Below are 12,076 nucleotides of genomic sequence, written 5' to 3' on the forward strand. Positions count from 1 at the left end.
TTTCATTACTGTGTGAGACTTGATACTTCTGCTTTGCGCCAGACCCCGAAGGACCCGGCTCGCATCGCGCATCAAGCGCCCACACTTATCGGCTGTTAATTTTTAAAGATCGAGTACGCATCCACTACCTCACCGGCCACCGCGGCTGCCAACTTCACAACCACCTGTACCGCTTCGTTCTGCGTCGCTGCACTTGCAGCAGAGAAACGAGATTATGAAGTCTCTTTTTCGTTTTGTCAACAACTTTTTTTGCTTTCGCTTAAAACTTTGTTGACGCTACGGCCGCTGGTTTCTGCCGCGGCCCTCGTTCGCAACGAGGAAGCGAATCTTAGGTGAAGATTCGCCATGTGACAAGGGTTTGACAGAACTATTTTTCTCTCGCTCAGCGGCGAGTGGAATTTACTACCGCCTCCAGCGGCACCGCTTGTGCCATCGCCGTATAGCCTGCGTCGCTAGGGTGAATGTGGTCGCCGCTGTCGAAGCCCCGTTGCAGGCGGTCTGCTTGCGCCGGGTCACGTAGGGCAGCGTCGAAATCCACAATTCCGTCGAAGACCCGGCTGCTGCGAATCCACTGGTTCACTGCAAGCCGGATGCTTTCGCGCTCGGCCGGCAAAGACGCCGGCGTCAACGTCGCCCCGAAAACCTTCACCCCGGAACGATGCGCGGCGGCGATCACGCGCTGGTATCCGGCGATCAGGTCAGCCGCCGTCACCGCGGTATGCGGCGAATCGCAGTCGAGCCCGCTACGCTGCGGCATCGACGCAAAATTGATGTCGTTGATACCGATCAGCAAAATCGCCGTCTTGACGCCCGGCCGGGCCAGCACGTCGCGCTCAAAACGCCGCGCGAGCGCGTCGCCGTAACACTGCGAGTCGCTCAGAAGACGGTTGCCGCTAATACCGAGATTGACGATGGCCGTCGAATGGTCGCTGCTGCTCGCGAGGCGACGCGCCAGCGCGTCCGGCCAGCGGCGATTCTGATTCAGGCTCGAGCGCATCCCATCCGTGATGGAGTCGCCGATCGCGGCAACCGCCGCCGTCGGCGCCACCGCCTCGACGGACAACCCCGTCACCCACACATATTGCGTAAATCGACCGCGAAACGCCGCCGCCGATGCATCCTCAGCGTGGTTGCCTGGCGCCGAAACATAGTTCACCTGACTCGACACCCGATGCCAAGCCACGATACGCTGCTCTGGCCCCATGTAAGCACTGATGGCATACGGCGCGCCTTCGGCGATATCGACCCCAATCGGATCGCTGTCCAGCTCTCCACCAGCCGGAATGCTCACGGCACCTTTGCCACCGAATGTCACCCGCGCGCCGCCACTCGGCGAAGCGGCCGCGCCGCCCGTCGAGCGCGCGATCCACAAGCCTTCGATCACGAGCGGCGTCTTGCCGTACTCATTACTGAGATGAATTCGCGCGGACCGTCCCGACAGCGTCGGATAGACGATCTGCCGAACCGTGCGCCCCGCGACTTCCGGTGCACGGTAGAGCGGCGGCAAGTCTGCCTGCTGCGGGATGGGCTGCAGCGCAGTCGCCCAGGCAGAGACCCAGTGGTCGGGTGCGCCGGCAGCGAAAACCGTCGGTGAGACGGCGAATTGGCAAAGAAGCGCCGCGCCACACGCGGCAGCCAGAGTGCGAAGGGTCATTCGGATGGTCGGTTCGAGGCGAAACGAGCATTGTGCCCGAACGTCCCAATGCCAAGGCAAATCGCCGGCAGACCGCGATCGCTCTGTAGCAGGCAATCAGGCCGCCGGCTGCGCCCCAACCATATTCAAGGCAAGCGCTTCGGCGACTTCGATCCCGTCGATAGCTGCCGAATAGATCCCACCCGCATACCCCGCGCCCTCACCAGCCGGATACAGCCCCTCGACGTTCATGCTCTGATAATCGTCCCGGCGACGTACCCGAATCGGCGACGACGTGCGCGTCTCGACCCCCGTCAACACCGCGTCGTGCATGGCAAATCCGGCGATCTTCTTGTCCATCTGCGGCAAGGCTTCGCGAATCGCCTCGATCACGTAATCGGGGAGCGCAGTGCTCAGATCGGTCGGATGGACGCCCGGCTTGTAGGACGGCACGACCGAACCCAGCGAGGTAGACGGCCGCCCAGCGATAAAGTCACCGACGAGTTGCCCCGGCGCCATATAGTTGCCGCCACCGAGTTCGAACGCCCGCTCCTCCCACTTGCGCTGGAACGCGATACCCGCAAGCGGGCCGCCGGGAAAGTCTTCCGGCGTGATGCCGACGACAATCCCCGCATTCGCATTACGCTCCGCGCGGGAATACTGGCTCATGCCATTGGTCACCACCCGGCCCGGCTCGGACGTCGCCGCCACCACCGTGCCGCCTGGGCACATACAGAAGCTATAGACCGCACGACCGTTGCTGCAGTGATGCACCACCTTATAGTCGGCGGCGCCCAGCTGTTTGTGACCAGCAAATTTGCCGAAACGGCTGCGATCGATCAAGCCCTGCGGATGTTCGATCCGAAAACCGAGCGAAAACGGCTTCGCCTCGATATAGACGCCGCGTTCGTGCAGCATCTCGAAGGTATCGCGCGCACTGTGGCCAACCGCCAGCACCACATGGTCGCAGCGCAGCGTCTCGCCGGTCGAGAGCTTCAACCCGCGCACCTTGCCGTCCTCGATCTCGATATCGTCGACCCGGCTTTCGAAACGCACCTCACCGCCCAGCTCGTGAATGGTCGCACGCATCTTTTCGACCATGCTGACAAGACGAAACGTGCCGATATGGGGCCGACTCAGATACAGAATGTCTTCCGGCGCGCCAGCCCTGACGAATTCGTCGAGCACCTTGCGGCCGTAATGTTTCGGATCCTTGATCTGACTATAGAGTTTGCCGTCGGAGAAAGTGCCCGCCCCGCCTTCGCCGAACTGCACGTTCGATTCAGGATTGAGCACCGACTTGCGCCACAACCCAAACGTGTCTTTGGTCCGCTCGCGCACGGCCTTGCCGCGCTCGAGGATGATCGGCCGGAAACCCATCTGCGCAAGAATCAGCCCGGCGAACAGGCCGCATGGGCCCATGCCGATCACCACCGGACGCGGCGCCGTCATCTGCGCGGGCGCCCTGGCGACGAACTTGTACGCCATGTCGGGCGTCACGTTGCAGTGCGGCACGTCGGCGAGCCGCTTGAGCGCGGCCGCTTCATCCGTGACCTCGACATCGACGATGTAGGTCAGCTTGATGTCGGCGCGCTTGCGTGCGTCGTGCGCACGGCGAAACACGGTGTATCGGATCAGCCCGTCCGCGGGCACGCCGAGTTCCGCGAGGCGCGCACGCACGGCCGCTTCGAGGGCGCTTTCGGGATGATCGAGCGGGAGTTTGATTTCGCTTAGACGTAACATGAGTACCGGGGATGCAGGTAGGTGGGCCGAAAATCACGGCCAATTCGCAATTTTATAGGTTAAGTGTCGGCGCGGGGCGGCACCGCTGACGAAACGCCTTCAGCGGCGAAACCGGGCCTTCCTATCAATCGGATAAACCCGTCTCAAAAAATTTATTAACCGACCGGTCGGTTGGTTTATACTCCGTCAACACAGACAACTTCCGCAGAGAGCGTCCCCATGTACACGCAATCCCTGGATATTCCCGGCAACGTCGCCCCGCTCGATGCAGGCGCGAGTTCATCCGAGCAGGCGCAGTTCGATGCGGTCATGGCCGCCGACGGCAAGATCGAAGCTCAGGACTGGATGCCCGAGGCATACCGCAAAACGCTGGTACGGCAAATCTCGCAGCACGCGCATTCGGAAATCGTCGGCATGCTGCCGGAAGGCAACTGGATCTCGCGCGCACCCAGCCTGAAGCGCAAGGCGATTCTGCTCGCCAAGGTGCAGGACGAAGCCGGCCACGGCCTCTATCTATATAGCGCGGCGGAAACGCTCGGCGTCTCGCGCGACCAGCTGATCGCGGCGCTGCATTCCGGCAAAGCCAAATATTCGAGCATCTTCAATTACCCGACGCCCACGTGGGCGGACGTCGGCGTGATCGGCTGGCTGGTGGACGGCGCGGCGATCATGAACCAGATTCCGCTGTGCCGCTGCACCTATGGCCCGTACGCGCGCGCCATGATCCGCATCTGCAAGGAAGAGTCGTTCCATCAGCGTCAGGGTTTCGACGCGCTCATGTCGATGATGGCCGGCACCGAAGCGCAGCGCGAACTGGTCCAGCAGGCGGTGAACCGCTGGTGGTGGCCGGTGCTGATGATGTTCGGCCCGAGCGACAAGGATTCGATCCACAGCAACCAGTCGTCGAAATGGGGCATCAAGCGCATTTCCAACGACGACCTGCGCCAGAAATTCGTCGACGCCACCGTCGACCAGGCCAGGATCCTCGGTGTCACGTTGCCGGACCCGGACCTGAAGTGGAACGAAGCGCGCGGCCAGCACGACTATGGCGACATCGACTGGGAAGAATTCTGGCGCGTCGTGAATGGCGACGGCCCGTGCAACCGCGAGCGTCTCGCGACCCGCGTCAAAGCCCATGACGAAGGCACCTGGGTCCGTGAAGCGGCCCTCGCCCATGCCGAAAAACAGCGTCAACGCGCCCAACAGCACGCCGCCTGACCCGCGCGGCACGCCGGACAAAGAATCAGGAGATCTGCAATGAACAAGGAATGGCCGATTTGGGAAGTCTTCGTGCGCAGCAAGCAGGGACTCGACCACAAGCACTGCGGCAGCCTGCACGCCGCGGACGCGCCAATGGCGCTGCGCATGGCGCGTGACGTCTACACGCGCCGCCAGGAAGGCGTGAGCATCTGGGTGGTGCCGTCTTCGGCGATCACCGCTTCCGCACCGGAAGACAAGGCGGAGCTGTTCGAACCGGCCGGCGACAAGATTTACCGCCATCCGACGTTCTACACGCTCCCCGACGAAGTCAACCACATGTAAGCGCGGCCATGGACATCACGCCCCAACATCTCCAGTACGTGCTGCGCCTCGCGGATACCGCGCTGATTCTCGGTCAGCGTAATACCGAATGGTGCGGCCACGGCCCGATCCTCGAAGAGGACATCGCGCTGTCGAACATGAGCCTCGATCTGATCGGCCAAGCGCGCTTGCTCTACACGCACGCCACCACGCTCGAGCAGCAGCTCACCGGCAAGACCCGCACGGAAGACGATTACGCCTACTTCCGCGCCGAGCGCGAATTTGCCAACTACACGCTCGCCGAACTGCCGCATTTCGGTCCGCTGAGCGGCACCGCGCAAACCGAGAAGGACTACGCGGTCACGATCGTGCGCAATTTCCTTTACTCGACGCTGATGGCACATCTGTGGACGGCGCTCACCGCGTCCACCGACGAGCAACTGGCCGCGATTGCCTCGAAGTCGATCAAGGAAACCAGCTACCACGTGCATCACGCCCGCGAATGGCTGATCCGTTTCGGCGACGGCACCGACGAATCGCATCGCCGCGCCCAAGCCGCGCTGGACTATCTGCTGCCGTACACGCGCGAATTCTTCAGCGCGGACGCCGTGGAGGAAACCATTGCAGCAGCCGGCATCGGCCCGCAGACCGTGGATCTGGAAGCCGCCTGGCTCGACGACGTGCGCGCCACCCTCGACGAAGCCACGTTGAAGCTGCCCGAAGCGGTCAAGCACATCACGACTGGCAAGCACGGTGAGCATTCCGAGCACATGGGTTTCGTGCTGGCCGAAATGCAGAGCCTCGCGCGCCAGCACCCCGGCGCCACCTGGTAATCCGACGATGACGACCTCGACCGCCTCCCCGACGACCGACGCCACGCTCGAACGTGCATGGGCCGTGCTCGAAACGGTGCCTGATCCGGAGATTCCGGTGGTATCGATTCGCGAACTCGGCATTCTGCGCGACGTGCGGCGCGCCGCCGACGGCACGCTCGAAGTCGTGATCACGCCGACTTACTCCGGTTGTCCGGCGATGTCGCAAATCGCCGAGGACGTCGCGCACGCGCTCGACGTCGCCGAGATCAAGCCGTACCGTGTCGCCACCGTGCTCGCGCCGGCCTGGACCACCGACTGGATGACCGCCGACGCCCGCGAAAAGCTGCGCGCTTATGGCATCGCGCCGCCGACTGGCAATTGCGGTTCCGCGGCCGTGCCGCAGGAAAAAGTGATGCGCTTCGTACCGCGCGCGCTGCCCGCGCCAGCGTGCCCGCGCTGCGGTTCGGCGCACACCGAGCGCCTCGCGCAATTCGGCTCGACGGCCTGCAAAGCCTTGTACCGCTGCATCGACTGCCGCGAACCCTTCGACTACTTCAAACCATACTGATATGGCTACCCCGCAATTTCACCCGCTGCGTATCCGCGAAGTGCGGCCCGAAACCGCCGACGCGGTCTCGGTTGCTTTCGAAGTCCCCGTCGAACTGCGCGATCACTATCGCTTCACGCAGGGCCAGTTCGTTACGCTGAAGACGCACATCGACGGTGAGGAAACGCGCCGCTCGTATTCGATCTGCGTCGGCGTCACCGATTACGACCGTGACGGCGAATTGCGCATCGGCATCAAGCGCGTGCGCGGCGGCCGCTTCTCGAACTTCGCGTTCGATACGTTGCAGCCGGGTCACACGATCGACGTGATGACGCCGGACGGCCGCTTCTTCACCCACCTGAACGCCGATCAGGGTCAGCAGTACATCGCGTTCTCCGGCGGCTCGGGCATCACGCCGGTGCTGGCGATCATCAAGAGCACGCTCGAAGTCGAGCCGCGCAGCACCTTCACGCTGGTGTACGGCAACCGCAGCGTGGATCAGATCATGTTCGCCGAGGAACTCGAAGATCTGAAAAACCGTTTCATGAACCGCTTCGTGCTGTATCACGTGCTGTCCGACGATCTACAGGATGTCGAGCTGTTCAACGGCGTGCTGGATCAGCAGAAGTGCGCGGCTTTCATCGAGAATCTGCTGCCGGCCGACGCCATCGACGAAGCCTTCATCTGCGGTCCCGGCCCGATGATGGACGCCGCCGAGGCCGCTTTGAAAGAAGCGGGCGTGCCGGCTCAAAAAGTACACGTGGAGCGCTTCGGCTCGCCGCTGCCGCAAGCGGGCGTGCCGCCCGTCGAAATCACCGAAGACACACCGGCCGCCGACCTCGAAATCGTCCTCGACGGCAAACGGCGCAAGCTGCGTCTGCCGTATCAGGGCGTGAGCGTGCTCGACGTCGGCCTGAAAGCCGGCCTCGCGCTGCCGTATGCGTGCAAGGGCGGCGTCTGCTGCACCTGTCGCGCGAAGGTGCTGGAAGGCGAAGTGAAGATGGAAAAGAACTACACGCTGGAAGAGCACGAAATCCGCGACGGTTTCGTGCTCACATGCCAATGCCACCCGATCAGCGATCGCGTGGTGGTGAGCTACGACGAACGTTGAACTGGCCCGCGACTGGATGCGCGGTCTGCGTCGCGCTTTCAGCCGCTTCGCGATCCGCTTACACTAGGGGCCGCTCGCGATCGGACACCTGTTCCGGTCGCCGGGCGGCCCCTTTTTGTTAACCGTCCAAGCGTCCAGGCCCCTGCCGATGAGCACGATCCACCTCACCAATGGCGATGTCGCCGCCGAATCCTTGCGTGCCGCGCTACAGGCAGCGGGCCGCGACGATCGTGTGATCGCCTTGCGCGACGATCTGGCGGTTGGCCCGCTACGCGGCGTGGACGACGGCCCCGACGTGCGCGCCGACTTCTGGGATCGCATCAGCACGGACACCAGGCGCGATTTCCTGCGCGAATTCCGCGAACAGGCTGCCGCGCTGGAGAACATCGCGCGTGGCGAAGCCAATCTGGTGGTCTGGCACGCCGAAAGCGCGGCCGATCAGTTGATGCTGCGCCGTGTCAGCTATTACCTGCGCAACAGCCCGCAGCGCTTGAACGAGGTGCGTCTGTCGATCCGCGATCTCACCGATCCGGGAGCGTGGGCGCATAGCCGCAAAGACCACGCGACCTCCGTCGGCATGTTCGCGCCGGCCGTGCTGCAGGCGCGACTCGCCGACGCCGCGCCGATTTCCGTGCTGCGTATCAGCCGGCTCGCGCTGGAGTGGCAGGAAGTCAAACACGCGAACGGCGAAACGCGTCGCTGGCGCGACAACACCTTCACCAGCGGCAGCTATGCCGAGCTCGACGCGCTCATTCTCGAACACCGCGCCGACGATTGGCGGCCCGCCGCGCGCGTCGCCGCCGAACTGATGACCGCTGAACTCGGCTTTCTCGTGAGCGACACCGTTGCGTTGTGGCGTCTGCGCGAGCTGGCCGCGGCGCGTCGCATCCGGCTGCGTGGCGATGTGAGCGCGTGGCGCACGCTGGAGTTGTGCGCCGCGCTCGCCCCCTGTCCACACTAATAAAACCAACGACTATGGCCCGCACCCGAGCCCCCGACCACGAAACCCAACGCGAGCAGATTCTCGAACTGGCCGCGGCCAAATTCGCCCAGACCAGTTATCCGAGCACGTCCATGGCGGATCTGGCCGCGGCGAGCGGTACCTCGAAAGCGCGTCTGTACCACTATTACGCTAGCAAGGAAGCAATCCTGTTCGATCTGCTGGACCGCTACACCAAGCGGCTGATGCTGATCATCGCCGAGGTCGAAGGCGCGAGCCAGCGGCGCGGTCTCACCGAACGGGAGACGTTCGCCGAGCTGATCCGCGCGTTTTTGTCGGAATACGAGACGTCTCACAGCCGGCACGTGGCCTTGCTCAACGATGTGAAGTATCTGGTCGACACGCAGCGCGAGGTGATCCTGAACCGACAGCGCGACGTGGTGGCCGCTTTCGCGCGGCAGCTGGCGCGTGCTTATCCGGAACGCGCCACGCGTGAAAACCAGACTGCGCTCACCATGATGGTGTTCGGCATGATCAACTGGACGTTCACCTGGCTCAAGCCAGACGGACGCATGGGCTATCGCGAATTCGCCGAGCAGGTGGTGAACATGGTGGACCACGGCTTGAGCGTAAAAGCAGCCTGATTCCGCACAGCAACATTCTTCCGAACAAATAGTGATCGACCAGTTGCGCCCGTGCGACATCTCATCACGAACGCTCGTTCAATTTTCGTTCCCTTGTAAATCAAAGACATAAAAATAGGGCGCAACTCTTTTAGGCATTTTCTTCAGAATTTGATACGGGTTTTCCCTAGTGATCGAGGCGGCTTTCCGCTAAAATGCTTTTTGCGGTGCACCATACCGCTCGATCAAAGGAGAACCCGACCATGAACCTGATTACACCCCGCGCCGCCGAGCCGATCGTCCCGCGCGATCGCCTGTCGCAGCCTGCCGGTCGTACGCCTGCTCTGGTCCGCGAACTCACTGCGGTCGATCGCGAGCGCCTGCTGACCCACTTCCTCGCGCTGGACGAAGACGACCGCCTGCTGCGCTTCGGTCAGATCACGCCTAACCACGTCATCGAAAACTATGTCCGCGCGATCGACTTCACGCGCGACACCGTGTTTGGTGTGTTCAACAGCCAGTTGCAACTCACCGGCGTCGGTCATTTGGCTTACCTGCCGGCTGAAGGCGACAAGCGCACGGCTGAATTCGGCGTGTCGGTGCTGGAAAGCGCGCGCGGCCAAGGCATTGGCTCGAAGCTGTTCGAGCGCGCCGCCATTCGTAGCCGCAATACGCACGTCACCACGCTTTACGTGCACTGCCTGTCGCGTAACTCGACCATGATGCACATCGCCAAGAAGGCAGGCATGAAGATCGAATACGCTTACGGCGAAGCCGATGCGTATCTCACGCTTGCGCCGGCGGACCAGTCGAGCATCATCGCGGAAATGCTGCAGGAACAAGCCGCCGTGTTCGACTACGCGCTCAAGCGTCAGGCGCGTCAGGCGTCCAAGTTGTTCGAATCGTTCATGCCGACGGCCGCGGCGGCCTGACAGGCCTTCGCTTCGGCGAAATGACAAAAGGCAGCCTCGCGGCTGCCTTTTTGCTTTTCAACTCTCTCGCTCTCGACCCAACGCTCACAAAATTGGCAACGCCGTCGTTTCCTTGAACTTTTCGAGCGAAAAGCTCGACTTCACATCGATCACCGATGGATGGTGCAGCAGTTGATCCTGCACAAAACGCGAAAAGTGCGCCATATCTTCTACCTGCACGCGTAGCAGGTAATCCATATCGCCTGTCATTGCGTGGCACGCGACCACTTCCGGCCACGTCTGCACGGCCGCGCGAAACAGGTCCGCGTGCGTCGCGTCCCCACGCGGACTCTGCACCGACCCGCCCCGCTTTTCCAAGCGCACATTTACGTAAGCGAGCAGATCGAGTCCGAGGAGCTGCGCGTCCAGCAATGCGACATAGCCGCGAATCACGCCGCTTTCTTCCAGCCGTCGAATCCGTCGCAGACAAGGACTCGGCGACAGATTGATTCGTTCGGCAATCTCCTGATTCGACAGCCGGCCGTTCTCCTGAAGGATTGCCAGAATACGCCGGTCGATGGCGTCTATCTCTATATTGGCCATTTTCTGCCGCCAGATTGAAATGTTGAGCTAGAAACTAGCGTCAGCGTATCCACGCACGATTAAGTTCGCAAGTTTTCGTCGCCGACACCCACTTACACTTGCGTCATTCGGTCGCGCTCAAACGCACAATTCCGCTTGCGCCCTACGCCGGCCTCACAGGAGACAGACACATGCAGGTTTCAACTTGGGACAACCCGGTCGGCACCGACGGCTTCGAATTCATCGAATACACCGCACCGGACCCGATAGCGCTCGGCAAGCTGTTTGAACAGATGGGCTTCACTGCCGTGGCACGCCATCGTCATAAAAACGTGACGCTGTATCGCCAGGGCGAGATCAACTTCATCGTCAACGGGGAACAGGATTCGTTTGCGCAGCGCTTCACGCGTCTGCACGGCCCGTCGATCTGCGCGATCGCTTTCCGCGTTCAGGATGCCGGCAAGGCCTACCAGCAGGCGCTTGAAAAAGGCGCATGGGGCTTCGACAACAAAACCGGCCCGATGGAACTCAACATTCCGGCAATCAAGGGCATCGGCGATTCGCTGATCTATTTCGTCGACCGCTGGCGCGGCAAGAACGGCGCCGAGCCGAACAGCATCGGCAACATCGATATTTACGATGTCGATTTCGAACCGATTCCTGGCGCGGAGCCGAATCCGGTTGGCCACGGCCTGACCTACATCGACCACCTGACGCACAACGTGCATCGCGGCCGCATGCAGGAATGGGCGGAATTCTATGAGCGCCTGTTCAACTTCCGCGAAGTGCGTTACTTCGATATCGAAGGCAAGGTAACCGGCGTGAAGTCGAAAGCGATGACCTCGCCGTGCGGCAAGATCCGCATTCCGATCAACGAAGAGGGCTCGGACACCGCCGGCCAGATTCAGGAATATCTCGACGCGTATCACGGCGAAGGCATTCAGCACATTGCTCTCGGCAGCAACGACATCTATCGCACGGTGGACGGTCTGCGCGAAGCGAACATCTCGCTGCTCGACACGATCGACACTTACTACGAACTGGTCAACCGCCGCGTACCCGATCACGGCGAGCCGCTCGACGAGCTGCGCAAGCGCAAGATCCTGATCGACGGCGCACCGGACGATTTGCTGCTGCAGATCTTCACCGAAAACCAGATCGGCCCGATTTTCTTCGAGATCATTCAGCGCAAGGGCAATCAGGGCTTTGGCGAAGGCAATTTCAAGGCGCTCTTCGAATCGATCGAACTGGATCAGATTCGCCGCGGCGTTGTGCAGGATAAAGTTTGACGGCAGGCAGTCAGCGTCGCAGACAGAACTGAGCGGCAGAAAAAACAAGGGCGAGGATCTCACGATCCTCGCCCTTTTTACTTGCGCCGCCGCCTCAAATGGGACGACAGCCGGTTAACAACCGATACGCCGCGTTAGCCTCGCATCACGAATTCTGGTCTTCCTCATCGGACCGGGTGGAGCGCGAGACGCGCCCCGTGGCAATCGGCGCCACTTGCGCCGTGCGCGTCACCGCGTTCGACAATGCTTCCGCACCGCCGGTACTCGTGTTCGAGCGCACCGGGGCGCTCATGGCAAAAAATGCTGCCGAAACCATCAGGAAAGTTTGAATGTTCCTTGTGTGCATGCGTACTCCTTTTCT

The 12,076-nt window shown here is 61.8% G+C and carries 13 protein-coding genes; 9 read left to right on the forward strand and 4 right to left on the reverse strand.

Annotated elements, in window-relative coordinates; all coding sequences use genetic code 11:
- Positions 1 to 382: 382 nt before the first annotated feature.
- Complete coding sequence (locus tag FQ705_RS18855) at positions 383 to 1,654, reverse strand: SGNH/GDSL hydrolase family protein (RefSeq protein ID WP_144143584.1); 1,272 nt, start codon at positions 1,652 to 1,654, stop codon at positions 383 to 385.
- A 96-nt stretch (positions 1,655 to 1,750) separates the two neighbouring features.
- Positions 1,751 to 3,376 carry an NAD(P)/FAD-dependent oxidoreductase gene (locus FQ705_RS18860; RefSeq protein ID WP_144143585.1) on the reverse strand — a complete coding sequence of 542 codons (1,626 nt, stop codon included), beginning with the start codon at positions 3,374 to 3,376 and terminating at the stop codon, positions 1,751 to 1,753.
- Positions 3,377 to 3,595: 219 nt separating this feature from the next.
- Here FQ705_RS18860 and paaA point away from each other — a divergent pair, with 219 nt between their 5' ends.
- From paaA to FQ705_RS18900, 8 genes are all read left to right on the forward strand, one after another.
- Positions 3,596 to 4,594 carry a 1,2-phenylacetyl-CoA epoxidase subunit PaaA gene (gene paaA / locus FQ705_RS18865; RefSeq protein WP_144143586.1) on the forward strand — a complete coding sequence of 333 codons (999 nt, stop codon included), beginning with the start codon at positions 3,596 to 3,598 and terminating at the stop codon, positions 4,592 to 4,594.
- Positions 4,595 to 4,633: 39 nt separating this feature from the next.
- A complete protein-coding gene (gene paaB / locus FQ705_RS18870; RefSeq protein ID WP_007179854.1) occupies positions 4,634 to 4,918 on the forward strand; it encodes a 1,2-phenylacetyl-CoA epoxidase subunit PaaB in 285 nt (94 codons plus the stop codon).
- An 8-nt stretch (positions 4,919 to 4,926) separates the two neighbouring features.
- Entirely contained in the window at positions 4,927 to 5,730 is an 804-nt protein-coding gene (paaC, locus tag FQ705_RS18875) for a 1,2-phenylacetyl-CoA epoxidase subunit PaaC (RefSeq protein ID WP_144143587.1), read from the forward strand.
- Positions 5,731 to 5,737: 7 nt separating this feature from the next.
- A complete protein-coding gene (gene paaD, locus FQ705_RS18880) occupies positions 5,738 to 6,280 on the forward strand; it encodes a 1,2-phenylacetyl-CoA epoxidase subunit PaaD (protein ID WP_144143588.1) in 543 nt (180 codons plus the stop codon).
- 1 nt (position 6,281) lies between these two features.
- Positions 6,282 to 7,370, forward strand: coding sequence for a 1,2-phenylacetyl-CoA epoxidase subunit PaaE (gene paaE, locus FQ705_RS18885; RefSeq protein WP_144143589.1), 1,089 nt, complete (start codon positions 6,282 to 6,284; stop codon positions 7,368 to 7,370).
- Positions 7,371 to 7,518: 148 nt separating this feature from the next.
- A complete protein-coding gene (locus FQ705_RS18890; RefSeq protein WP_144143590.1) occupies positions 7,519 to 8,331 on the forward strand; it encodes a DUF1835 domain-containing protein in 813 nt (270 codons plus the stop codon).
- 14 nt (positions 8,332 to 8,345) lie between these two features.
- Positions 8,346 to 8,954, forward strand: coding sequence for a TetR/AcrR family transcriptional regulator (locus FQ705_RS18895; RefSeq protein WP_144143591.1), 609 nt, complete (start codon positions 8,346 to 8,348; stop codon positions 8,952 to 8,954).
- 242 nt (positions 8,955 to 9,196) lie between these two features.
- Positions 9,197 to 9,865, forward strand: a complete 669-nt coding sequence (locus FQ705_RS18900; protein WP_144143592.1) for a GNAT family N-acetyltransferase — start codon at positions 9,197 to 9,199, stop codon at positions 9,863 to 9,865.
- Positions 9,866 to 9,949: 84 nt separating this feature from the next.
- Here FQ705_RS18900 and FQ705_RS18905 read toward each other — a convergent pair whose 3' ends face one another.
- Positions 9,950 to 10,447 (reverse strand): Lrp/AsnC family transcriptional regulator, encoded by a 498-nt coding sequence (locus FQ705_RS18905; protein WP_144143593.1) that lies wholly within the window; start codon positions 10,445 to 10,447, stop codon positions 9,950 to 9,952.
- Positions 10,448 to 10,617: 170 nt separating this feature from the next.
- Here FQ705_RS18905 and hppD point away from each other — a divergent pair, with 170 nt between their 5' ends.
- On the forward strand, positions 10,618 to 11,715 hold the full coding sequence (gene hppD, locus FQ705_RS18910; RefSeq protein WP_144143594.1) for a 4-hydroxyphenylpyruvate dioxygenase: 1,098 nt from the start codon (positions 10,618 to 10,620) through the stop codon (positions 11,713 to 11,715).
- Between the two features lie 145 nt (positions 11,716 to 11,860).
- On the opposite strand, the gene FQ705_RS18915 is transcribed toward hppD, so the two are convergent.
- Entirely contained in the window at positions 11,861 to 12,061 is a 201-nt protein-coding gene (locus FQ705_RS18915) for a hypothetical protein (RefSeq protein WP_144143595.1), read from the reverse strand.
- Between the last annotated feature and the right edge of the window lie 15 nt (positions 12,062 to 12,076).

Source organism: Paraburkholderia sp. BCC1884, from assembly GCF_900996225.1.
Lineage (GTDB): Bacteria > Pseudomonadota > Gammaproteobacteria > Burkholderiales > Burkholderiaceae > Paraburkholderia.